Genomic DNA, 24,449 nt, shown 5'->3' with positions numbered 1-24,449 from the left:
CTCACCCATCTCCGCTTCCGCCTTCACCCGGCCTCCGGCCCGGACCGCAACCCCACAAGGAGCTTTCGCATGCCCACCATCGCCATCGTCGGAGCCGGCCCCGGGCTCGGTCTGTCCATAGCCAAGGTCTTCGGGAGCCACGGCTTCGACGTCGCCCTGATCTCCCGCAGCAAGGACAAGCTCGACACCCTGGTCGCCGAACTCGCCGGTTCCGGCGTCACGGCGCAGGGCTTCCCCGCCGATGTCGCGGACCCCGACCGGCTCACCGGTGCGCTTCAGGCGGCCGTCGCCCGGTTCGGGCGGATCGACGTCCTGGAGTTCTCACCGCACGCGGGCCTGACCATGACCGCGCCCCAGGACGTGACCCTCGACAACCTGCGCCCGCAGATCGACAGCCTGCTCTACGGTGCCGTCGCCGCGGTCCGGACCGTACTGCCCGGGATGCTCGCGGCCGGATCCGGCACGCTGCTGTTCACCACCGGCGGCGGCGCGATCGCCCCGTACCCGATGCTCGCCGACGCCAACATCGCACAGGCCGGACAGCGCAACTGGGCGCTCAACCTGCACAACACCCTTGCCGAGCAGGGCATCTACGTCGCCAACGTGGCCATCAACCTCATGATCGGCACCCGGGCCCAGGCCCCGGAGGGTGTCCCCTTCCGTGCACCCGACGAGATCGCCCTCGACTACTGGGACCTGCACACCGAACGGACGCGGCCCGAGCACCTCATCGGCGCCTGAGTCGCCGGTCCACACCCCCGCGGCGGCCGCCGACCTCACCGACCGCCCCCGGACGGTGGCCGCCCGCACCGGAGGAGCAGGAGAAGGGAAGCCGCCTGCCCCGGTCCTGTTCACGGCGGGAGCCGATGCCTCCGCACCCTTCCCCGCCCTCCTGGTCAGCCATGATCCCTTCGCGGCCGGGTGTGCCTGCACCGGCGAGCAGCCGCGCAGCCGCCTCAGCAACCCGGAGGACCCCGGTGTGCTGAGGGCCGAGGGCATCGGCGCACATCCATGGGCAGGGGAACACCACACACGCGGAAGCATCTCGTGCGGGGCCTGGCGACACTCGCCACACCATCGGCGGCTACCGGGGCAACCCCGGCCGGCTCCTCACCTACCGGGGCCTGAGCAGTGGCTCCCTGGCGCGCGGCGAGCAGACCAACGGCGACTGGGGCCTGAACGGCTTCAGCCAAGGGCTGTCCCGCGATTCCTGGCCGGCCGGCCCCTGGCGTCTTTCGCCTGATCCGGACGAGGGCGTGAGGGACGGCGGCAGGGCGCTTCGGCGTCGCGCTCTGCCGCCGTCACCGGCCCATGTGCGGGGCCGGTCCCGCCACCGTCGCCCTCCGCGCCGATGACGGTGTCGAGCGGGTCACTCAGCCGGGGAGGACCCATTTCTGGTTGGCGCCGGTGCCACACGTCCACAGGTGCAGCCTGGTCCGGTCGGCGGAGGACACACCCTCGGCGTCGAGGCACTTGCCCGACTGCGGATTGCGCAAGGTCCCATCAGCCCCCGGGGTCCACTTCTGCGCCCCGGAACCATTGCACCCGTAGAGCTGGACCTTGGTCCCGTTCGCCGTACCGCCACCACTGACGTCCATGCACTTGCCGAGCGACCGCAGCGTGCCGTCCGTACCGACCACCCACCTCTGCGCCGCCGTCTGATTGCACGCATACAGCTGGATCTGCGTCCCGTCCGCCACCGCACCCCCGGCCACATCCACACACTTGCCACCGATACCCGTGATGGCACCCTCCCGAGGACCCGAGGTCGTGACGGTGAACTCGTCCACGTCGAAGAGGGAGCCGCTGCCGCCCTTGAAGACGAGGTGGAGGGTGGTGGTGCCGGCGGGGCGGTTGTTCAGGTTCGTGGAGACGTCCTGGAACGTCTCCCAGCTTCCCGTGACGGGAACGGCCACGGAGCCGAGCAGAGTGCCGGTGGGCGACCCGGCGCGCACCTCCAGCGTGCCGCCTGCGCCGGCGGAGGAGACGCGGGCTGTCAGTTTGGTGGCGTCTTCCAGCGCGTAGGGCTTGAAGGAGATCCAGTCGCCGTTCTCGATGTTCCCCACGGTCTTGCCGCCCCGGGCCGCGTCATGGCTGACGACCGACACACCGGCGGAGCCTCCGTAGTGCTCGGCCTGGCGATGGCTGGGCTGGCTGATGTGTTCGTCGTGCGTGGTCAGGGCGGGCTGCCCGTTCGCACCCTTGTCGGTGTACTCGGCGTCCCAGACGCCGAAGATGTTGGCGTTGGGGTCGTGCTCGCCGTCGGCGATGGTCTGCACGGTGCCGGAACAGCCGGTGGCCGAGGTCTGCGGGTGGCCGTGGCTGTCGTGGCCGATGATGAAGGTCACCTTGACCTTCGAGCAGTCGATGGCGCCGTCCTCCGGGTCGGTGACGGTCACCTTGAACGGCACCGCGGCGCCGGGGTCGACGATCTTGCCGTCGACGGGCAGTTCCAGCTTCACCGTGGGCGCGGTGTTGCCCACGGTGACGGTGACGGAGGCGGTCGCGGTCCGGCCGGTGCCGTCGGAGACGGTCAGCTCCGCGGTGTACTGCCCGTTGGCGGTGTAGGTGTGCGCGGGGTCGGCCGAGGCGGAGGTGCCGCCGTCACCGAACTTCCAGGCGTAGGACAGAGGGTCGCCGTCGGGGTCGGTGGTGCCCGCCGAGGAGAACTTCACGGCGAGCGGGGACTTGCCGGAGGTCCGGTCGGCCGAGGCCTGGGCGAGCGGGGACCGCCCGCCGCTGACGTTCTCGATGCGGTAGACCGCGCTGTTCTCGTCCCCGTTGAAGTACCCGGTGCCGTAGTCGAGCACGTACAGCGCACCGTCGGGGCCGAAGGCCATGTCCATGACCTGGGTGCCCTGCCAGGGGAAGGCGTTGATGGACTGTACGGTGCCGTCGCCGGCCTGCTCGATGCGCTTGATCCACTTGCGGCCGAACTCGCCCGCGAAGAAGTCCCCGTCGAAGCTCTCGGGGAACTTGACCTCGGAGGTCGAAGCCGCGTCGTAGCGGTAGACCGGACCGGCCATGGGTGACTCGGAGCCGCTGCCGAACTCCGGGACCGAGCCGCCGTCGTACGGGATCCAGGCGGGCTGGACCGGGGGGAGGTCGGTCAGGCCGGTGTTGTTCGGCGAGGTGTTCTTGGGCGCCGAGCAGGAGAACGCGGAGCCGGACGTCGAGGTGGCGAAGTTGTAGTCGACGTACGCGTTGTTCTTGCCGGTGCAGTAGGGCCAGCCGAAATTGCCGGCCTTGGTGATCCGGTTGAACTCGACCTGCCCGGCGGGCCCGCGGGTGGCGCTCGATGTGCCCGCGTCAGGGCCGTAGTCACCCAGGTAGACGGTGCCCGTGGGCTTGTCGACGGTCATCCGGAAGGGGTTGCGGAAGCCCATGGCGTAGATCTCGGGCCGGGTCTTGGCGGTGCCGGGGGCGAAGAGGTTGCCCGCCGGTACGGAGTAGCTTCCGTCGGCGTTGACCTTGATCCGGAGCACCTTGCCGCGCAGGTCGTTGGTGTTGCCGGCCGAGCGCTGGGCGTCGTAGGCGGGGTTTCGGGTGGGCCGCTCGTCGATCGGGGTGTAGCCGTCGGAGGCGAAGGGATTGCTGTCGTCGCCGGTGGAGAGGTAGAGGTTGCCCTGGGCGTCGAAGTCGATGTCGCCGCCGACATGGCAGCACAGCCCCCGGCTCGCCGGGACGTCCAGGACCTTCTTCTCGCTGGCGGCGTCCAGGGTGCCGTCGGTCTTCAGGACGAATCGGGAGAGCCGGTTGACGCCGTTGAAGGGGGCGAAGTCGGCGGCCGATCCGTCCGCGGGGGCGTCCCCCGAGGGCGTGGTGAGCTTCGGGGCGTAGTAGAGGTAGACGAAGCGGTTGGTGGTGAAGGCGGGGTCGACGCCGACGCCCTGGAGGCCTTCCTCGTCGTGCGAGTAGACGTCCAGCTTGCCGGCGACCTTGGTGGTGCCGGCCGCGTCGGTGAGGCGCAGGGTGCCGTCCCTCGAGGTGTGCAGGACCGACCGGTTCGGCAGGACGGCGAGCGTCATCGGCTCGCCGGTCTCGGCCACCCCTTTGGCAAGGGTGACCTGCTGGAACTCAGGTGCTGCGGGGGCCGCTTCGGCCTGGTTCTGCTGGACGGTGAGGGCGCCCGCGGCAGCCAGCAGGGTGCTGGCGAGCGCCGCGAGGGGCCGGGTGAGTCTCCTGTGCACGCGCGTCCTCCGTAAGTCAACGGGGCTGGGGGGTTTCGCACAGGCGCGCGCCGTCGCGCCGGGGACACGGATGCCCTGGGAGGGAGCCGGGCGAACGCGTCCTTGTTATCCGGTACAGACCAGGAAGGTAATGGCTTTTTCATCAACCAGAAACCCCTTTGACGCGTCAGGCTCGAACTTTTATCTGCGGGGGGACAAAGTGCGGGCACCTCGACCCGCATCCCAACTCCCGCACTCAGGGCCGAAGTTCGGTGGCACGGAACAGCCGGGGGACAGCGCCGTCGAGCACCTTCCGCAGGTAAGCGCGAAGTTCAGGCGCCCCTTTCCGCGCGCTCGCGATCTCTTCTCGACCGGCCACCAGAAACACATGAACACCGGCAGAACCACCACGAGGCCGGTGAGATTCGAAGTTCCGAAAGAAACGCGCCGCGACAGGCCCCCCGCACCACCCGGTCACAGGCAGCAGGAAGGCTCGGCATCGAGCCGGCGTCTTCGATCACAACGAGGCCGACAGAGAGGGAAGTTGACCGGACCCCGGCCAAGCCCGCCCTTCGCGAACATGCCCTTCAAGCAACGAAGGGACCACCACCAGTGTGGTGTGATGTTGTTTTTTGAGTCAAGACTCAAGATAAAGAAACAGTTCGACACACTCACCCCCTGACGACAAACCGCAGGCCAGAGGCCCGACGGGAGCCGGTCGCGAAGGGGGTAAATCGCACACCATGACCCAGAGGCGGTCATCTCCACCTGCGCCACAGGGAGCCCGTCCGCGTGCAGCAGGGTTGACCCCCGGATGACTCCCGACCTACCGTCACCACCTGTAGCCATTCACATTGCAGTTCGATGTTCAAGTACATGAACTGAAGGTGCAGGCAGTCCGCCCTGCATGACGTGAAGGCGCGCAACGCCGGGAGCTCATCCCCATCCCGGGAAGGCGTGCCGTGAAACACCTTCTCGGCAAGGCCAGTTGCCGCCCGCCGCAGGCTGACTGACTGGCTGACTGGCTGACTGGCTGACCACCGTCGCCGGTATCGACACCGGTCGACCACCACTAGCGATCGACGACTCCTCGGCGCGGCACTCGAACCGCGCCGCCCCTGACTCCTCCCTCCACCGGCGCGGCTGCGTACCTCGGCAACGGCCCACGCGACAGGACCGCTCCCCACAACCGCATCACCGGCCCGGAGGACCTCCGCCCAGCTCGTGGGCCCTGCGTGCGCAAAGCCGCAAAGCCCCTGGCTGCTACACGTATTGGAGACGCAATGAAGCGCGAACAGATCAAGCGCAGGACCCTGCTCGCAACGGCTGCCGGCGCGCTCGCCGCGGGCGCCGTCACCTCCCTGCCCCACCGGGCCCTCGCGGCGGCCGGCGAAGGGGAGCAGCTCTCCGACTACTCCGAACACACCACTGAGGGCGGCCGTCGGGTCACCGTCACCAGCGTGACGGGACAGCGGCTCCGGCTCACGGCGTACGGGGACCGGATGATCAGGGTGAGCGCTGCCCGCGCCGGGGAGGAGTTCTTCTCGGACACCCGCTACGAGATGGTGCAGCCGGAGAGCCACACCTCTCTGGGCGGCAGTCTGAAGCTCACCGTCACCGACGACACCCTCGATCTCCGCACCGGCGCAGCCGACGGACTGCGCATCGTCCTGCACAAGAAGCCGTTGCGGCTGGAGTTCTACTCGCTGGCCACCGGAGCCCTGCTGGTCAAGGAGGATGCCACACGCGGCATTTCCTGGAGCGGGGCCAACAGCACCATCGCCACCCAGGCGTTCGTCCCGCCGGCCTCCGGTGAGCGCTTCCTCAAGGCCGGACACGGCATGCTCGGCCGCACACCCCGGCTCGACCGCACGGGTGACACGGTCTCCCACAACTACGCGGACGCGTCGGCCAGGAACCCCGACAACCAGGCACCGGCCATCGTGCCGTTCTATCTGTCCGACAAAGGGTACGGCGTCTTCTTCAACACCACGTTCGACACGACCTTCCACTTCGGCGGGTCGGGCGGATACGGGTTCTTCGCAGACGGGCACGACGCCGGCGGTGTCAGCCCCCAGCTGGACTACTTCCTGATCAACGGTCCGCGGTTCGCCCAGCTCCTCGACCGCTACACGCAGCTCACCGGCCGCCCGCGGCTGCCTCAGCGATCCGTGTTCGGGCTTCAGCTCTCGGACAAGAACTTCGCCGACGTGAGCGACCAGAACTGGTGGCGGGAGAAGATCACCCAGCACCGCGCCGCCGGCTTCCCCTTCGATCACCACGTCAACGACAACCGCTGGCGTGAGGGCTCGGGCTCCTGGTCCGGTTCGTGGTTCGAGTTCAGCCACGACCGCTGGCCCGACCCCGCCGGCTACCAGAAGTGGGCCGCCGAGAACGGCGTCACCGTGACCCTGGACTACAACCGGAACAACACCAATGAGATGGCGGGATGGAAGGGCGGCCCTCCGCCCGGATACAGCTTCGCGACGGCTGACCTCAAGGACGTGAAGGAGAACAACGCCGTCCCCGACTGGAGCAACCCCGACACCCGCGCCTGGGTGTGGAAGGTCTTCTGGGACAAGGCGCTCGACCCGGCGCTCAAGTATCCCGGCGACGCCTTGTGGATCGATGAGGTCGACGACCTCGGAGCGATCCCGTACACGGCGAGGATGGCCGATGGCCGCCGCTGGGCGGAAGGGCGCAACGCCTACTTCCTCGACGTGCACAAGGCCGTCGGCAAGGAAGGCTGGGACCCCGACCGGGCCGGGCACGTCGGAGCCGCCAAACGCCCCTGGACCTGGAGTCGTGGTGCCACCGCGGGACAGCAGCGCTACGGGCACTACTGGACGGGTGACATCAGCTCGACGTACGACGAGATGCGGAACCAGATCCGGGGCATGCAGACGGCCGGTCTCGGCGGCTTCCCCTTCGCGAACATCGACGGCGGAGGCTTCGGCAACGGCAGCCTGATCTCTGACGCGTTCTACCGCAACTGGCCGGCCGGCTGGTCCAGCCTTTCGCCGATCTGGCGCCCGCACGGCACTGCCTCGACCAAGGACCGCGGCAAGCTGGCATCACGCTGGCCGCTCGATCAGAGCACGCAGGCGCGGGCGGACTTCGCGAAGTACGGTCAGCTGCGGTACAGCCTGATGCCGTACATCTACACACTCGCCCATCAGGCCAACGCCACCGGCATGCCCATGGCCAGGGCCATGGTGATCGACTACCAGGACCGGCCGCAGGCCTACACCCACGACCTGCAGTACATGTGGGGTCCCTCGCTCCTCGTCGCCCCTGTCACCTCCGACGGTGGAAGCGTCCAGCAGATCTGGCTGCCGGCCGGAACCACCTGGTACAACTTCTGGGCGGACATCAAGCACACCGGATCCGACACCGCGGACCTCCCCTACACCACCCGCACCGGAGAAACGCCGCTGTTCGTCAAGGCGGGCGCCATTCTGCCCAGGTATCCCTACGCGCAGAGCACCGCCTACCTCACGAAGCGGCAGCTCGAGATGGACGTCTACGCGGGGGCCGACGGCGCCTTCGAGGTCGTCGAGGACGACGGGGTGACCGAGGCGTACCGGACCGGCAAGGGCACGAGCGTCACTCGCCTCACCTACGCCAACGCCTCCAGGCGCGTCGTCATCGCTCACCCGAGGGGGACGTACGAGGGGGCGCCGGACAAGCGGCGCTATGTCATCCGCGTTCACGGCCTGGAGGCGCCCGTCGGGATGCGGGTCAACGGCGGTGCCACACTGCCCGCCTTCTCCAGCGAGGCCGCGGCTGTCCTCAGCGACAAGGGCGCCGGAAGCGTATGGGACGCGACGGCGAAGATCCTGAGCATCGTCACAGCGGAAATACCCGTTGTCCAGGACGGCGGCAACGCCGCCACTGTCGAGCCCGGCGGTGGCTCCTACCCCGCTGTCGGCGGCGGCACGGTCTACCAGGCCGAGAACGCCCGGCTCGACAGCACCTTCTCCATCGACACCGGCCACCCCGGCTACACCGGGGCCGGCTACGCCGACTTCACCGGAACGTCCGCGGACGGCGCCACCATCGCGTGGACGGTCGCCGTGGCAGCGGCCGGCACGAAGCGGCTCCTCGTCCGCTACGCCAATGGGAGCGGCAATGACCGCCCCCTGTCCATCGATGTCAACGGCAAGAAGGCCGGCACATTGGCCATGCCGCCCACCGGCGGCTGGAACACCTGGGCGACGGCCGCCGTCACCGCGGACCTCCCGAAGGGCGATGGCATCACCGTCCGCGCAGTCCTCACCGGGTCCCAGGGCGCCAACATCGACAGTCTGACCGTGCTGTAGCGACTCCTCCCGGAAGGTGCGGAGTCGCCCGCGCGGCAGCCGTCAGGGCCAGCAGTCCTGGCGGCTGCCGGGCGGGACGCGGACGGCAGGGACCTTGCCCTGACGGGCTGGCCCCGGCAACGTGAAGGTCGACTCCGCCCGGTACGCCTTCGGCGAGGACAAGACCGGTGAGAGTGCGGCGGACACGAGCTTCCGGTCCACCGACTGCTACCGGTCCACCGATCTTTCGCACGGGTCCTGCCAGGGGGCCGCACTGAGCCGGCAGTCCAGCGGCGATCTGGGAGTCCTGGTCGATCTCGGCAGCGGTGGGGTGGCCGGCCGACGTGCCCGAGGAGTCCACCGCGCCCGGTACGGCACTCCAGCAGTGGGCCGCCACGGGCGGGACCGACCAGATCCGGAAGCTCAACCGAACGACGCAGGCCCTCGCACGGCGTCCGTACCAGCCGGGTCCTGCCGCTGAATCGGCCACGAGCCCGGCTCCCTGTTCGCCGCCCTCCGCTGCGGAGGGCGGCGAGCGAGCGGGTCCGATCCGTTGACGTGGCCGGGCAAGCCTGGCTAGTTTCGGCAAACGCTCTCCTTCGGTCGACAGACCATCCCCCACCACAATCAAACGTTCCGGGAGTCCCCCCATGAAGTCACTCCGATCCATTCCGACGGTCTTAGCCGCGACTCTGACAACGTTGTCTCCCCTCTTTCTCTGCGGGATGTCGGCGCCCTCCGCCGCCGCGGCGCCCGCAGCCGTCTGCAACGCGTACTGCGATGCGCGGGACCCGGCATCGAGCACCCAGGACCGGATCCCGGTCACCGCCTCGGTCGCCGGGAGGTCGATCGCGCTGCACTTCGACGACGCCGACGCGATGGGCTGGGCGTCCATCGACAAAGGCGGCTCCGGTGACCGGGTGTGGCTGGACCGGTCCATGGACGGCGGCCGTACCTGGGCGTCCGGGAGCCGCCTCGGCGACACCGCTGTGCCGTCCGGCGGGCAGGGCTGGCGTACCCAGATGTACAACGTGGATGACTGGAACACCCGGGGTGTCGGGGCCCTGCGGGCGTGCGGGCAGCCCGCCGGCGGGGCCATCGCATGCACGCCCTGGGCGCGGACCACCTGGAACGCGGGCAGCCGGAGCACCGCGGCGGCCACCGCGCTCATGATGTCGTTCGACCGGAACAGCAAGCTCTTCGGCGGCAACGGCTGGTGGACCGCGGCCAACGCCCTGACAGCGGTCATCGACAACAGCAGGATCAGCGGCATGGGCAGCTACACGTACGCCATCGCCGAGACGTACGACAAGAACATCAACGCGCAGGGTGGGCAGTTCCGCAACGAGTACCTCGACGACACCGGGTGGTGGGGCCTGGCCTGGATCGACGCGTACGACGTGACCGGCGACAAGCGGTACCTGGACACGGCGCGGGCCGACGCGGACCACATGCAGGCGAACTGGAACAGCACCTGCGGCGGCGGGGTCCGCTGGAGCACGAACGGCAACTACAAGAACGCCATCGCCAACGAACTGTTCCTCCAGCTCAACTCGGCCCTGCACAACCGGATCCCCGGCGACACCACGTACCTGGACCGGGCCAGGAGCGAATGGAACTGGTTCCGGGGCAGCGGCATGATCAACGGTGATCACATGATCAACGACGGCCTCACCGATGCCTGCGCCAACAACGGCCAGCCCACCTGGACCTACAACCAGGGCGTCGTCCTCGGTGCGTTGACCGAGTTCCACAGGGCCACCGGCGACGCCGGCCTCCTGACGACCGCCCGCGAACTGGCCGACGCCTCCACCACGCGGCTGGAGACGGACGGCGTCCTGCGCGAACCCGGCGAGGGAGACAGCTGCACGGGAGACGGACCGAGCTTCAAGGGTGCCTACGTACGCGGCCTCGGCACGCTCAACCGCCGGCTGTCCGACCGCCCCTACACCCCTGCTCTCACCCGCTGGGCCAACAGCGCCTACGCCCACGACCGCAACCCGCTCGACCAGTACGGCCCGCACTGGAACGGCGGTAGCGGCACCACCGACTACGGGTGCCAGCAGAGCGTCCTCGACCTTCTCAACGCCGCCGCGGGCTGAGGGATCCGCACCCGGGCTTCCGGCGGGCCACGTGGCTGTGCCCCGGTCCGCGCGCGTCGTACGCGCACGGGCCGGGGCCGCTACAGGCCGGGTCGGAAGAGATCAGCCCAGGCTCCATTGCTGGTTCGCCCCGCCGTTGCAGGACCACAGTTCCAGCGCGGCGCCGTTGACGTTCCCCGCAGGCTTGTCACCACCCGTGACATCGAGGCACAGGCCCGACTGGGTGCCGGTGATGGTTCCGTCGGCGTTGAGTTTCCACTGCTGGTTGGTTCCGCCGTTGCACGTCCACAGCTGAACCGGCGTGCCCCGGGTGGTCCCGTTCTCGTAGGCGTCAAGGCACTGCGAGCCGTTGTACAGCCGCAGCTCACCGGCGGCGGTGAGCGTCACGGCCTGGTTGGGGCGGCCGTTGCAGTCCCAGATCTCGATCTTGGTGCCCGGCGCCGTCTCAGCGCCCTCCGCGTCCAGGCAGCGCTTGGACGAGGCGCTGATCAGGGGGTGCGTCGTTCCGGTGCTGCTGCCGGTGCCGGCGGAGACCCGGTACATGACCGTGCCGTGCGCGGGCACCGACGCACTGATCGTGCCGCTCGTGGACGACACCGCCTTGGTCCACAGGTTCGCGAGTCTGTACGAGGACGCTGCCGGCAGCCCGGCCGCGTCAGCCGTGGTGCTGACGGTGGCGGCGGAGCCGTTCTCGTTGGTGAGCGTGACCGACCGGTCGCCGTTGGCCAGTTGCCTGGTCATCACGACGTGTCCGCCCGAGGAGGAGACGACGGTACCCTGCTTGCCCAGCGGGTCCTGGTCGACGGCGATGACGTCGGTGTTCTCGAGGATGGTGAACGTCGCCGGGCTCGCGGTGCGGATGTCGCTGCCGATGAGCAGGGGCGCGGCCATCTGTGACCAGAGGCTGAAGTGGGTGCGGTATTCGGTGTCGGTCATGCCGCCGTTGCCGACCTCCAGCATGTCCGGGTCGTTCCAGGCACCGGGCCTGGCGTACTGCGCCCGTGGCTGGTTCTTGTGGGCTATCTCGATCATCTTGGACCAGGTGTCGTTGATGTCTCCGGTGGTGCGCCAGGAGTTGCCGATGTCCGGCGCCCAGTTCCAGGGTGAGTTGGAGCCCCATTCGCAGATGCTGTAGAGAATCGGACGGCCGGTGGCCTTCAGCGCGTCACCCATCGTCTTGTACCGGGTCTTGGCGTCGGCGCCGGTGTTGTTGCAGTTGTCGTACTTCAGGTAGTCCACGCCCCAGGAGGCCCACTGATCGGCGTCCTGCTTCTCGTGTCCGAGACCACCGGGGAATCCGTTGTCCGCGCAGGTCTTGGTGCCCGCGCTGGAGTAGAGGCCGAACTTCAGCCCCTTGGAATGGACGTAGTCGGCGACGGCCTTGATGCCGTTCGGGAAGCGCACCGGGTCGGCGACCAGGTTGCCTGCGGCGTTCCGCGAGGGAAGCGCCCAGCAGTCGTCGAGGTTGACGTAGGTGTATCCGGCGGCCTTGAGGCCCTTGGAGACGAAGATGTCGGCGATGCCCTTGACCATCGCCTCGTTGAACTGCGATCCGCAGCCCGTGGTGTTCCAGTTGTTGAATCCCATCTGCGGGGTCCGGGCAAGGCCGTTCTCCACCGCAGCGGCCTGCGGCGCGGCCGCGACGGCGGCGACCTGCATACCGACGGCGACTCCGGAGGTCACCGCGGCTGCGCCCGCCAGACCGCCGGCGGTCAGTGCGAGGGAAGCGGCCGAGGCCGCGAAGCGTCTTCTGAAACCATGCCGTTCGTAGGACATGTACGGCTCCTGAGGATGGTCCCGCAAGGATGGAAACGACGAGGGCACGTGCGGGATGTGCGTGCCCTCGTCGCGAACCGGGCGCCTCGTAGCCGGGGCGCCCGGTCAGCCGGGCGAGGACGAGGCCGGTGTCGGGGGCAGTGGCAGTGGTGGTGGCAGTGGCAGGCTCGCTCCCGCCGGTTCCGGTCACGAGCTCGTCAGGAGGGGACGAAGGTGATGCCGGACGTGTGGTGCTTGATGCCGTCAGGCGTCCGCAGCCCTTTCGCTCGATGCGTCTTCGGCCGTCAGATCCATGACGGTCACGCTCCACGGTCCGGATGAGGATCGGCGCCGTCCTGAACTGCCGCCGAGTCCCGATGCCATGGATCTTGTTCCAGGCGGTGACGCGACAGGTCAGCCGCGGTTCCACTGCTGGTTGGCGGCTCCGCTGCACGGCCAGATGATCACCTGAGTGCCGTTCGTCGTGCCGCGGTCGTACGCGTCGAGGCACTTGCCGGACGCCACATTGACGATCGAGCCGCCGGCCATGACACGCCACCTCTGACTCGTCGCATTGGTGCAGTCCGTGATGACGACGGCGCTTCCGTCGGCGCTCGCCCCGTCGCGGACGTCCAGGCACTCGGTGGGATAGATCCTCAGCTGGTTGGAAGCCGTGGAGGACCAGGTCTGGTTGGCGCCGCCGTTGCAGTCCCACAGCGCCGGCCGGGTTCCGTTGCCCGTCTCGTTGTTGGGTACGTCCAGGCAGCGCCCGGACTCCTGGCCCTTCACCGCTCCGGTCGCGGCTCCGCGTGCCCACTTCTGCTGGGCTCCGCCGTCGCAGCCACGGATCACGAGCGCCGTCCCGGTCGCGGTGCCGTGGTCACGGGCCTCCAGGCACTTGCCCGAGGCCGGGTTGACCACGGAGCCGTCGTTGTTCACGGTCCACTGCTGGGCGCCCGTGTTGTTGCAGTCCCAGATCTGGACCGCCGTCCCGTCCGCGGTCGCCGCGCCGTCGACGTCCAGGCACTTGCCGGGGAACACGCGGAGCTGCCCGGCCGGGTTCTGCGTCCAGAGTTGGTTGCTGTCGCCGTTGCAGTCCGCGAGCCGGACGTCGGTCCCGTTGGTCTGCGTCCCGTTCGGCACGTCGACACACAGTCCGGACTCCTGGCCCTTGAGCACCCCGTCGGTGTCGGAGGAGCCGCAGGTCGTCATTCCCTCCGTGTAGGGACACAGGACGGAGGCGAAGCCGCCGTTGCGCCGCATCGCCACGGACAGGGTGTCCGCGCGGGAGACCACCTTGGTCTCGCGCACGAGCGGGCCGGAGCCGTCGCGTACGGTCTCCAGGAGCCACCGGCCGTCGCCGAGGAAGCCGAGCGGTGTCTGGAACGTCTTCGCGGCCACCGACGAGATGCCCCCGACGTACCACCTGCCGCCCGCCCGGCGAGCCAGGTAGGTGTCCTCGCCGGGCGTGCCGGCCAGGAGCCGGGTCTCGTCCCAGGCCGTCGGGAGCTGGTCGAGGATGCGCAGCGCCTCGGGCCGTGACTGGTAGCTCTCGGGGTTGTCCGCGTAGTGCTGCCAGCCCGACTCGAACACCACCGCTGTCGCCAGCTCATGGGCATCGGTGGTGTCCCGGTTGCTCATGCTGAAGACGACGGGAGTGAAGTCCATGCTGGAGATGACGTTGCGGGTGTACGGGAGCACCGTGTTACGGGCCGCCCGGTTGTTCTGCTGTTCCGCACCGTAGACCGCCTCACCCGTCATGACGTGCGGCCAGGTTCGCTGCATGCCGCGCGCGGTGGCGGCGCCGTGGAAGTTGACCAGCAGCTTGAGCTGAGCGGTCTGGGCGAGCACGGTGTCGTACCACTTGAGGGTGGGCTGCGTGTACTCGTAGCTGAAGTCGATCTTCACTCCAGCCACGCCCCAGCTCTTGACGAGGGGCAGCCACCTGTCACGCTGCTCGGCCGTCTGGAGGCCGGAGGAGTTGAACCAGGCGATCACCTTCACGCCTCGTGCGTCGGCGTACTTCACCAGGTCCGGCATCCAGCTGGACTGCCAGCCCTCGTCGACCAGGACGTAGTCCCAGCCGTGGTGCTGGGCGAAGTCGATGTACTTGCGCTGGCGGGCGGGGTCCGACGGGCTCGAGTGCTCGGTCAGCCAGGACCAGGCGGACGCGCCCGGCTTGATCCAGGAGGTGTCACCCACCCTGGACGGCTGGGCGAGGTCGTCCACGATCGTCGACTCCGTGACGGCCGCCAGGTCCCCGACGGCGGCGGTGCGCCACGGCGTGGCCAGCGGCAACGTCGCGGTGACGGGAGCGTTCGTGATCGAGGTGCCGTAGCCACCGGTCCCTGCCCGGTGTGTCAGGCGGCTGCCGGCGTAGCGCCCGTCGAGGTCCGTCTCGGCCAGCAGCGCGTACGTCGAACCGACCCGGAACAGGGCGGGTACGGCGTAGTCGCCCGCCGGAGCGCTGCCCGCGGTCGTACGGATCCACTGTCCCTGGTCCTCGCGGCCGGCCGGAACCAGCCAGGCGTTCGCGGACGTCGGCACGTCCCAGGAAGACGCCTCCCGCTCGACCGTCACGCTCCCGGAGCCTGGCAGGACGTACCGGTACGCGGCGCCGGTGTTCGACACCCGCACCAGGACGTCCAGCCGCGCGCCGGCGGAGCCGGTGAAGGAGAGGGTCGTCTCGGTGTAGGCGGTCTGCCGCGTGCGCTTCTTCCCGGTCGTCATCGTGTAGGACTCGGTGACCGTCCGGTCCTTGCGTCCGGTGAACACCAGATTCTTCGTCAGGTCGGCGGCGGTGGTCTCGACGCCGATCGGGGCGGGGTTCAGTACGGCTGTTCCCTGGCGGGACACTCCGAATCGCAACGCTCCATCGTCGCTTTCGAGACTGACCTGCGCGGAGACGGGCGCGTTGGCGGAGGGACCTGCGACCGTCCACGTGGTGGCCGCTGCTGCGGAGGCGGGCGCTGCCGTGGCAGGCGCCGCGGGTAGGACAACGGCGGCCAGGGCGGCTGCCAGCACGTACGCGGCCAAGCGGCGCGGACTTCTGAACGTGCACCCGGACATGGTGGACTCCTTCCGTGGGGGTGGTGGTGCACAGTGTGTAGACCTGTTGAATTGAGCGTCAACGGTTCACACAAGAATGAACAGAACTCCAACTAGGCTTGTTACACACGCCAATTGAGGAGCCCGCAGAGCAACCTGAGCGGTGCAGGCGCACTGATCCGGACCACGACGCTCACCGCTGATGGCTGTCGAGGCAGGAAGCGGCGCGGTCGCGTCCCAGGCACCGTCGAAGACGACAACGCGGTAGCGGTGGCCGAGTTCCCGGGTGAAGCCGGAACGCTTCGGCGAAGGCCCGGGACCGTGCCATCGAGTGGCTGAGTCCGGCACAGCCGACGAGCCCGCCATCGGCGGTGATAGCCGATCCGAAACGCAACGGCTCGTCGCGCATGTTCATCGGGGACAGGGACCGGCCCGGAACTCGGGCGCCCTCCTTCAGGTCCGCCGAGTGCAGGGCGATGGCGCGACCCCCGGCATCCCATTCCCGGCCGCCACCCTCCGGCCCGGTCAGCCGCTCAACGAATCGCAGCCGGTCCTCGGCGGCTTCGAAGTGCGTGCACGTAGGGCTTGTGGATCTCCGAGGGGTGCGCGCCGGGCGCGTACACATACGTCAGCGGCTCCACGCCGCCGGAGGCGACCACTATGCGCTGGCCAAGGGTATGAGTGCCGGTGACGGTCCGGTCAGCCGTCATGCGTCACACCGGATTCAAGGGTCCAGGTGACCGTGTCGGTATGTGCTGCGCCATCGATCGAGGCCGTGACGGTGACGGTGTTGACTCCCGGACGCAGTTCCAGGCCGGTCCACTTGAAAATGCGGTCCGCGCTGCTCCGTTTGCCCAGCGACGTGCCGTTGAGGGCTGCGGCGACCTCCGGCGCGTTCGAGTAGACCTTCAGCTCGAAGGCGGCGTCGGTCCGCGACGTCCAGCGGCGACTGGTGATGTACAGGGTCGGCGCCGCGGACCAGTTGGCCTTGTACCAGTAGAAGGCGTCCTTGCGGAGCAGCCGGTCGCGGGTGACCAGGCCCTTGTCGTTGATTCCGGGCCGGCCGCCCTCGTCGCGCCCGTCCGAGGCGAAGTCGAACATGTTCCAGACGAACGAGCCCCAGACGAAGGGCCGCGCGGTGAGCTGCTTCCAGGACGCCTCGTGCAGCAGCGCCTGGTACTCCTCCGGATGGAACGGCCCTCCCGGACTGGGCGCCGACGGATTGAGCGCGTGCTGCCCCGGGTTCGCCCCTGCGCCGAACTCCGATACGGCGAACGTGCGGTTGGGCGACGCGGCGTGCAGCTTGTCGGCCCATCCGCCCAGGTCGTTGTACGAACCGCCGTACCAGCCGTAGTACTTGTTGTACGCCGTGGTCTCCGCGTGACCCGCCACCCCGGCCTCGTTGCCGAGGTTGTTGGCGTAGGCGCTGATGCGCTCCGGGTCCTCGCTCTCGACGAGCGCGGCCAGTTGGGCCAGGAGCCTGTTGGTGGAGGTGTTGTCGGTGCGCTGCTCGTTGCCGATCCCCCAGAAGACGATCGACGGGTGGTTGTAGTTCTGCCGGATCAGTTCCCGCAACTGGGTCTGGGTGTTCGACGTGAACGCGGCCGAGTCCGTGATCGCGTCCACCAGGGGAATCTCCGCCCACACCACCACGCCCGCGGCATCCGCGAGGTCGTAGTCCTTCTGGTCGTGCTGGTAGTGCGCCATCCGCACCGCGGTGGCGCCGATCTCCTTGATGAGGGCGAAGTCCTGCTCGTGGTCGGCATCGGTGACGGCCCAGCCGTCGCCCGCTCGGTCCTGGTGCAGGTTGACGCCGTGCAGGTTCAGGTTCTTGCCGTTGAGCGTGAAGCCGTTGGTGGCGTCGAGGCTGAACCCGCGCAGGCCGAGCGGCTCGGTGACCACGTCCGTGACGGTGCCGGAGGCGGCGTCCCGGATCTCGACGTGGGCGTTGTAGAGGTAGGGATCGGCGAGCCCGTTCCAGCGCCGCGGGTTGGCAATGGTGAGCGTCTGCACGGCGTCCATGCCGCTGTTGGCCTTGATCACCTGCGCCGTCGTGCTCCGATCCGTCACGACGGTTCCGTTGGCGTGGGTGACGACGGCGCGCACCACCACGGAGCGGCTGGTGGTGTTGTTGTTGAAGAGGGTCACCTTCACGTCGACGGTTGCCGAGGCGGCCGTGACACTGCGCTGGCGCACGTAGACGCCGGGACCGGCGTAGTCGAGCATGCGCACCGCCAGCTTGTCGACTGCGTGCAGGCTGACGTTGCGGTAGATGCCGCCCTGGAAGGTGTAGTCCGCGCCGAGCGGGGCGACGTCAGGGTTGTGCGCGTTCGTCACTTTGACGGCCAGCACGCAGGTCTTCCCGGGCGCGAGGGCTTCGGTGACGCCGAACCGGAATCGCGAGTAGCCACCTCGGTGCTGCCCGAGGTGAACGCCGTCGATCCAGACGTCCGCGACCTGATTGACCCCTGCGAACTGGAGGAAGAGCATCATTCCCGAAAGGTTCGACGGCACCGTGACACGCTTGCGGTACCAGCCGATTCCTCGGTAGTAGCTGCCGCCGTCGGCTCCGTCCTCGGCGTTCCAGGTGTGCGGGACGCTCAGTGAGTCCCAGGCACTGTCGTCGAAGCCGGCCCGTTCCGCTCCGGCAACGTCGCCCTTGTGGAAGAGCCAGCCGGAGTTGAGGCCGAGCCGGACTCGCCGAGCGGGCGGAGCGTAGGTCTGCAAGGCGGCCGACCCGGCGGCGGCCGTGCCGCCGGAGGCGAGCGTGGCAAGTACACCGCCGGCCATCGTGCCCAATACCAGTCGGCGACTTGGAAGTTCATTCATGACGTACCTCCAGGGAGGGTGGGGGACTCATGGGTGGCGACTGCCTCGCCGGCAACGCGGAGGCATCTGAACTCAAACCCAGAGATTCACACATATGAACATTCTTCTGCACCATGAACCGCAGCAGAGGTGACGCTAGAGCCGGTCAACTCAGAGGTCAACCCCTGCCGTTCGGGCCAGATGACGACGGGCACAACCGGTCTGGGCCGCATCTTGCCGTCCACATGTATGAACGCCAGATGCGAGACACCCTTCTACCGGCGGTCCGGCACGGATCAGTCGTTCACGCAACGTCTCCAAAGCCCTGCGGTGGCCCCTGCCCCGGCCGGATGACCGGTCCCGCTCTCCGCACCGCCTCCCGGGCAGACCACCCGGGGCGCGGAGAGCGGGATCAGCTGCGCCGCGCCCCGCCCGGACAGGCCGGATCCGGCCTCAGGAACGCCGACGGTTCAGCAGCCACCACGACGTCACCAGATCCTCGGTGCGACGCAGGTTCAGCCCGGTGAGCTCCTGGAACCGGTTCACCCGGTACCGGACGGTGTTCGGATGCACGGCAAGCCGGGCGGCGACCTCCCGCACGTCCTGGTCGCACGCGAGGTACAGAAGGCGCCAGCCCTCCAGAGTGGCCATGGTCTGCTCGCCGAGGCAGTGAATCTTGGCGTGTGTGCTGTTGTGCCAACTCTGCCACCGTTTGAGGCGACGGCCTCGGAACGGGACGCGGGCGAGGTGGCCGGCTCCCTGGTACGCCTTGTCCGCCCAGCACATCAACTCGGCTGCGGCAAGCGCGTCGATGAACCCGCGGGCCCGTGCAGCAGTCAGGTCGTGGACGGACCCGGGCAGGGCAGGAGACGTCCACAGCCGTCCGAACGGATCTGTGAGGACCTGGGCGTTCATGCAGTGGCTCTTGTGTTTCCCGGGGTAGTACAGGGCGTCGGCGGCGATCTGGTCCTTCGGCAGGACGGTGCCGTCCAGGATCACGAACGCCTTGGTCTGGATGCTCTTCATCGCCTCGGTCGGTGTCGAGGCAAGGGCAGCTAGGACGTCGATGACCTCGCGCATGTAGCGATAGACGGTCGCGATGCCGATGCGGAACCCTGCGGCGAGCTGGGCATAGGTATCCCTCATCCCAGGTGGGCCAAGGTGATCAGGGCTTGTCAGTCCGTGGGCAGACGCCTGTTCGACGGGTCGGCCGCTCGGTCGGCCTGCATGGAAGGAGCTACTCGCGCGACTTCGTTGATGACGATCCTTCGGTGTGTGTCGGCCAGCCGCACCAGGGGGTGCTGCATGGATTCGGCCGATCGCTGCCATTACCTGCCGGTCCCCATACCGCCATCGGCCCCCGCCCTTGCGACGCACCGGAGCTGCGGGAACCACCCGCTGGAACAACTCCCACAGCCCGTCCGGCACCAGCCACTTGACCAAGCCAGTTGAGACGATCCCTAAAGAAGTCAGGCTACCCCTGGGTGAGCGTGATCATGCCGGCACTACCGGGGTTGCGGCATCAGGTCCGTTCCGGACCCGAGGCGTGTAGTGCCCTGATGGCGACGGTGATATCCGGGCGACCGTATCGGTCTGTGAGGGTGGCCAGGGTGTCAATCAGGTGACCCTTGGCGCCGTCAGTCAGGTTATCGGCGAACGTGTGCAGCAGTCGCGCCAACGGTGCCCACTGGCCGTGGGGGGCGTAGGCGGCGGCCGTGCTGAACAGTTCCTCTAGGCGGGCGAGGGTGTCGGTGTCGATGGTGTGAGGGGCTGCGGCAAACCAGTAGGAGAGGGCCAGGGACGGGTCGCTCATCAGCGTGTCACGCAGAGCCCGGGCCTCGGACAGGCGGCGTTGTTCTTCTGTACGGCGCTGTTCTTGTTCGTGCGCGAGGCGCTGCTGAGTGAGGGCGGCTTGTTGGGCGCCGGGCTGGGCGATGAGGTGGGCCGTGGCCCAGCAGAGACGTACGGGCAGGCTGGGGACGTCACTGGGGCGGCCGAGGACGGTGTTGATGCGGGCGGTGGCTGCGGCGGTGTCGGTGGCCAGGTAGTTAGCGGTGATGTTGCGGACGACGCTGAGAGCGTGGTCAGTGGCTGCAGCTGCCGGATTGCGGTGCGGGGTGGGGGCAGGCAGTTCTTCCCACGCGCCGTCGAGGGTGAGCTCGAAGTAGTAGCCCGGCGTGATGGTGGGAGCCGGGCAGGCGAGTTTGAGCGTGCCTGCCCGGGGTGCAGGCCATCTGCTGCCACTACTGCGCGAGAGGGGCATGGTGCGCGATTACAGGTGCGGCGGGGTCTGCTTGGGTCAAGGCCCATACGAGGGCGTCGCGCAAGAGTGAGCGTTCGCCTGGGAGTGATTCTGCGTGTGTGGGTTGCCAGCCGAAGGCTGCTTGGTTGAGGCGCAGATAGCGCTCTGCTAGGTAGGTGCGGTCGGCGTCGGATCGGAAAACGGCTTCGGTGAAGGTTCGCAGGACGGTGGTCCGCAGCGTCGGGTGGGTCAGCCCGGCGTCGAGCCATGCATTGACGGCTCGCTGTACCGGCACGGTGGCGGGGCCGTCCAGGGCGCAGCGCCACCCGGCGAGTGTCCAGGGGTCGAGGGTGTGGTCGGTGTGGTTCAGCAGCAGGGGCAGGCTCTCGGCGGTGGTCCGGTCGGCCAGGTGGAGGAAGGCTCGGCGTGCGGCAGCGACGTAGTGGGTCTGGGGGGAGGTGAACCAGGAGAAGAGGATCGTGCGGACAGTGGTTTGGAGGGTCTTTTGGTCCCACAACTGGGTCAGCGCGTCTCCGACAGCGTCGGCGACCGTTTCGTCGGTGCTGTGGACGGCGAGTTCGGACAGCCGCTTGAGGGCGATCTGGGGGTAAGCGGGGGCGAGTTGGGCCAAAGCCCCGGCAAGAGCTCGTTTGAGGGCGACGGGGGTGTGCTTACGGTTGCTGGGGTCGTCGGTGTCGAGGGCTTTGGCCCAGGTGAGGTACTGATCGCGTGTGCGTTTGCCGTCGGTAGGGTCGACTGCAGCGGCCACGAGGAGGTCCTGGGCTCGGTCGTGGAGGCGGGGGTTCTTGGCCCAGTCGGTGGCGACAGCCCTCAGCACGGTGAAGCTCTGCTTAGCGATCGTGTAGTGGGTGGCCCACTGGGTGACGCGTTCGGCCAGCGGGTCACCAAGGTCAGGGGGCAGTGTGGCGGCTTGTTCGGCGGTCCAGCGGGTGAAAGCTGCGACGTGGTGGGGCCGGTCGACCCAAAAGTAGTCGACGACGGCTTCGGCGTATCTGGGGTTGAGGAAGCGGATGCGGTCGTCGCTTCCGAGTTCGGCGCCGATGGCGTGGGTGAGTTCGATGATGCCGGGGCCTTGTTGTCCCCGGGTGGGCTGTGGCGTGTCACCGAGGATCTTGCCCAGTGTGGTGTGGGCTTCGTAGATGTCCTCGGCGGGTGCGCCGTCGAGGGTAGCGGCGGCAAGCAGGTAGTTTCGGTGGGCGCTGTCGGTGTTGCAGGTGTGCCATGTGCGCAGAGTGTGGCGCCAGTTGCGGGCAGCCTGAACGACAGCGTCGACCAGTTCCGGAACGGTCTTGGGGTCGGTGCTGGAGCTGTTGAAGGCGGCAGTGGTGCGGATGATGCGGGCCCAGTGCGCTGCGGTGGCTGGGCTGGCGCCTTCCATTCCGGTGACGATGGCGTCCTGGGCGAGCCATTGTTCGATCTCGGCAATGCCTGGCTGGGGGCAGTTTAGGTGCGCGCGCAGCACATTGAGGGCCGCGGGCGGGGCGACGGGGCGGGCGAGTTCGGTGGCTTCACTGGCCACATGAGCCCAGGTGTCGGTATGGGTGACCACGATGACCAGGGAGCGGGTTGCGCTCAGGTACCCTTCGGCCTCTCTCAGGTGCAGTCCGAATCCGGTATGCAGGCTCTCTTCTTCGTCTCTGAGATCCAGGATCCAGCCGGTGTCCTCGTCGGTGAGCCCCTCGAGGTCCACTGCGTCGTTGGGTTCTCGGCGGACTTGCCGGATGGCCGTCACAGCGGACTGGCGGGTGAGGGTGTGCAGTGCGGTGGAGTAGCGGCCGGTGCCTGGCAATCCGTGGAGCACCGCGACTCGGTTGTTTTTGAGAATTCCGCTGATGCCGTCGGTCAGTTGGCTGTCTGGGAGGTAGGAGGCGAGACGGTCCTCGATCCAGTCTTTGGGCAGCGGAGTGCCTCGCAGGCGACGGATCTCGCTGATGTTCTGTGTCCCGATGACCGTGCCGAGGTTCACGGGAACGTTCTGCTGGACGGCTGTTGCGGAGGTGTGCCTGCCGTCGTCCTCGCGGGCGCCGATTCCGGGGTCACGGTTTAGTACAGAGGGCTGGGCATCAGCGGGGCGCGCCTGGTGACCGGTGCTGCCGTGTACGGGTTCGCCTCCGCGCTCTGCGGCCTGAGGCGCGCTGGCTGGTGTGGGAGCAGCGCCGTCTTCGGGGTCCGTTTCTCCAGCGCCCGCGCGCGCCCCTTCGGTCTGCGCTGTGTCCTCGCTGACAGGCGGAAACCCTCCGGGTGCCGGGGATTGCGGCCAACTGGGTAGAGCTGAGTGCGACCTGGCGGTGTTGTCGGGGTCAGCCGGCGGAAGCGTGGTCAAGGTTCAGCCCTTCAGGATCGGGGTACAGCAGTGCCGCATACGCAGGCGTGGTCGATGGCCGGTTCTGCTTACGAGCCGATCCGCCGGGCTTTCATTCCGGTCATCTTGGCGTCCCGCTCCACCCGGCCGACGTCCTGAACGACCCGTGCGTTGCCGGTGATTTCGTCGGCGTCCATGCCCGTGGCCTCGCCGGTGAGGACGTCGGCCTTCTGGTGCACGAACGGTCCGGAGGCTGATCGGTCTTCTCCGTCGAAGGTCAGGCGCTGGCTGTAGATGTCTTCCAGTGCGTCGCGGAGCCTCGCCCAGTTGCGCAGCAGGCCCGGCGAAGCGGGGAGGGGGACGTCGCCGTGGGAGTAGTCAGCGAGGGCGTCCCGCAGCATCTCAAGTTCGCGCCGGCGCTGGTCTAGGAGGGCGTGGTCGGGTTGCAGCGGCAACTGCAACGTTCCGGTCAGGGCGTCGGGTACGACAATGTCGGCCTCGGGTTCGGCACCACGGGAGCTGAGGAGGCGTTCGACGCGCTGGAAGACGAAAGTCAGCGCGGCTGGAAGCGAAGCAGTGATCAAAGCTAGCTCAGTGGCATCGGGCATGATTCGCTCTCCCAGCTTCCTAGGGAATGACCGTCTGATTCTTTCTGACACAGCCTGTCGACACGGATCATTTTCATGAGGATGGCAGGTTTTCCTCCATCTCCCCGGCCAGAATGAAGCGACCAGAACGCAGCGCATGTCAATTCGGCCACTTGTCCGATCGACGTATAGTGCCATCTCGCTCTGCCGGGTGGGATTCGGGCGCGTGGCCGTGTTGCCGATAGAGGGCCTCGTCGGGAAAACGTTCCACCCGCGCACGACGCCAGGCCACGTCGAACGATTCCTCTCCGTGACTTGCGATGCCCTGCCGGAAGGCAGCGAAGCTGGTGACAGGGTCAAGAAACCATCGCAGCAGATGAAGTCGCATGCCCACAGAATCCCTACGGCGGGCACGGAAGGTGGATCCTTTTGGGCAGTAACGAGAAAAGCCTGCCGCACTCCGTACGGTTTTAGCCAGTTGATCTCTATGACTCACGGCACGGAAGTGAGTGCCGTGTTCTCTGTTGTTCGTGGGATTTCGGCAGGACGGCAGCTTTCGGCCACGGCCACGCGGTACGGGTGCTTCTGGGCTAGGCCCGGGCATACCGCGGGTGGGGCAACGAGCGCACCCTTGCCCGCCGTGAAGGCCATGGTCTTCACCGACGGGGACGGGCGACTGCTGTTCTGCAGCCCGACCAGACCCGGAAGTCGCGCGGACATCACCCACGCCCGCGAGTTGGGGCTGGTCAGGTTCCCGGCCGACGGTCCAGCGGTCGAGATCCTTGCCGCTGCCGGCTACCAAGGACTCGCAGCACAAACCGGCGGACGCGTCGTGACGCCCCGCACCGCAAGTGCAAAAAGAACGCCCCCGACTAGTACGAGGAGATGCACGAGAGGCAGCGCAAAGCTCACTCCTCACACCGCATCCGGGTCGAACACGGCATCGCCCACCTGAAGAACTGGCGAGCACTGGCATGCCACCTCGGTCGCCGAGAGCACATGGATGACACCATCCAAGCCATCGCCGGGCCTACTGTCCCAGCAACAGACCGCAGACCGGATCCTGGCTTGGCAGATGTAAGCACCGAGACCTCGCCCTGGCCTTCGGCATCCC

11 protein-coding genes and 1 pseudogene are annotated in these 24,449 nt (G+C 68.1%); 3 read left to right on the top strand and 9 right to left on the bottom strand.

The features are described from left to right. Positions 1-69: 69 nt before the first annotated feature. Positions 70-741, top strand: coding sequence for an SDR family NAD(P)-dependent oxidoreductase (locus tag ACIQMX_RS28150; RefSeq protein ID WP_402482152.1), 672 nt, complete (start codon positions 70-72; stop codon positions 739-741). Positions 742-1,373: 632 nt separating this feature from the next. Here ACIQMX_RS28150 and ACIQMX_RS28145 read toward each other — a convergent pair. Then, complete coding sequence (locus ACIQMX_RS28145) at positions 1,374-4,190, bottom strand: PQQ-dependent sugar dehydrogenase (protein ID WP_402482149.1); 2,817 nt, start codon at positions 4,188-4,190, stop codon at positions 1,374-1,376. A 1,262-nt stretch (positions 4,191-5,452) separates the two neighbouring features. Here ACIQMX_RS28145 and ACIQMX_RS28140 point away from each other — a divergent pair. Together ACIQMX_RS28140 and ACIQMX_RS28135 are read left to right on the top strand one after the other, a co-directional pair. After that, entirely contained in the window at positions 5,453-8,491 is a 3,039-nt protein-coding gene (locus tag ACIQMX_RS28140; RefSeq protein ID WP_402482147.1) for a TIM-barrel domain-containing protein, read from the top strand. Positions 8,492-9,195: 704 nt separating this feature from the next. Further along, on the top strand, positions 9,196-10,572 hold the full coding sequence (locus ACIQMX_RS28135) for a glycoside hydrolase family 76 protein (RefSeq protein ID WP_402482144.1): 1,377 nt from the start codon (positions 9,196-9,198) through the stop codon (positions 10,570-10,572). 102 nt (positions 10,573-10,674) lie between these two features. On the opposite strand, the gene ACIQMX_RS28130 is transcribed toward ACIQMX_RS28135, so the two are convergent. From ACIQMX_RS28130 to ACIQMX_RS28095, 8 genes and pseudogenes are all read right to left on the bottom strand, one after another. Next, a complete protein-coding gene (locus ACIQMX_RS28130) occupies positions 10,675-12,348 on the bottom strand; it encodes a glycoside hydrolase family 27 protein (RefSeq protein WP_402482141.1) in 1,674 nt (557 codons plus the stop codon). A gap of 393 nt (positions 12,349-12,741) precedes the next feature. After that, positions 12,742-15,396: a glycoside hydrolase family 97 catalytic domain-containing protein gene (locus ACIQMX_RS28125; protein WP_402482139.1), complete on the bottom strand. Its 2,655-nt coding sequence runs from the start codon at positions 15,394-15,396 to the stop codon at positions 12,742-12,744. A gap of 678 nt (positions 15,397-16,074) precedes the next feature. Next, positions 16,075-18,204 (bottom strand): glycoside hydrolase family 2 protein, encoded by a 2,130-nt coding sequence (locus ACIQMX_RS28120; protein WP_402482136.1) that lies wholly within the window; start codon positions 18,202-18,204, stop codon positions 16,075-16,077. Between the two features lie 432 nt (positions 18,205-18,636). After that, complete coding sequence (locus ACIQMX_RS28115) at positions 18,637-18,807, bottom strand: helix-turn-helix domain-containing protein (protein WP_363073848.1); 171 nt, start codon at positions 18,805-18,807, stop codon at positions 18,637-18,639. Continuing rightward, a pseudogene (locus ACIQMX_RS28110) lies at positions 18,805-19,358 on the bottom strand (transposase family protein); the annotation flags it as partial. The gene ACIQMX_RS28115 and the pseudogene ACIQMX_RS28110, both read right to left, overlap by 3 nt. Before the next feature lie 347 nt (positions 19,359-19,705). Next, positions 19,706-20,446: a hypothetical protein gene (locus ACIQMX_RS28105; protein ID WP_363073722.1), complete on the bottom strand. Its 741-nt coding sequence runs from the start codon at positions 20,444-20,446 to the stop codon at positions 19,706-19,708. Further along, positions 20,427-22,412, bottom strand: coding sequence for a hypothetical protein (locus tag ACIQMX_RS28100; RefSeq protein ID WP_363073720.1), 1,986 nt, complete (start codon positions 22,410-22,412; stop codon positions 20,427-20,429). The genes ACIQMX_RS28105 and ACIQMX_RS28100 overlap by 20 nt, the downstream gene beginning before the upstream one ends. A 425-nt stretch (positions 22,413-22,837) precedes the next feature. After that, the gene (locus ACIQMX_RS28095; RefSeq protein WP_363073718.1) at positions 22,838-23,356 is read right to left on the bottom strand and encodes a hypothetical protein; all 519 of its coding nucleotides are present in this window, start codon (positions 23,354-23,356) and stop codon (positions 22,838-22,840) included. Positions 23,357-24,449 lie beyond the last annotated feature (1,093 nt).

The organism is Streptomyces sp. NPDC091416 (assembly GCF_044756845.1).
Classification (GTDB): domain Bacteria; phylum Actinomycetota; class Actinomycetes; order Streptomycetales; family Streptomycetaceae; genus Streptomyces.
This window is presented reverse-complemented; position numbering and strand designations above follow the sequence as displayed.

Excerpts from the sequence above, each read along its gene's own strand:
- ACIQMX_RS28105 (WP_363073722.1), bottom strand. The coding sequence starts at position 20,446 with ATGCCCCTCTCGCGCAGTAGTGGCAGCAGATGGCCTGCACCCCGGGCA.
- ACIQMX_RS28125 (WP_402482139.1), bottom strand. The coding sequence starts at position 15,396 with ATGTCCGGGTGCACGTTCAGAAGTCCGCGCCGCTTGGCCGCGTACGTG.
- ACIQMX_RS28150 (WP_402482152.1), top strand. The coding sequence starts at position 70 with ATGCCCACCATCGCCATCGTCGGAGCCGGCCCCGGGCTCGGTCTGTCC.
- ACIQMX_RS28135 (WP_402482144.1), top strand. The coding sequence starts at position 9,196 with ATGTCGGCGCCCTCCGCCGCCGCGGCGCCCGCAGCCGTCTGCAACGCG.
- ACIQMX_RS28140 (WP_402482147.1), top strand. The coding sequence starts at position 5,453 with ATGAAGCGCGAACAGATCAAGCGCAGGACCCTGCTCGCAACGGCTGCC.
- ACIQMX_RS28120 (WP_402482136.1), bottom strand. The coding sequence starts at position 18,204 with ATGAATGAACTTCCAAGTCGCCGACTGGTATTGGGCACGATGGCCGGC.
- ACIQMX_RS28130 (WP_402482141.1), bottom strand. The coding sequence starts at position 12,348 with ATGTCCTACGAACGGCATGGTTTCAGAAGACGCTTCGCGGCCTCGGCC.
- ACIQMX_RS28095 (WP_363073718.1), bottom strand. The coding sequence starts at position 23,356 with ATGCCCGATGCCACTGAGCTAGCTTTGATCACTGCTTCGCTTCCAGCC.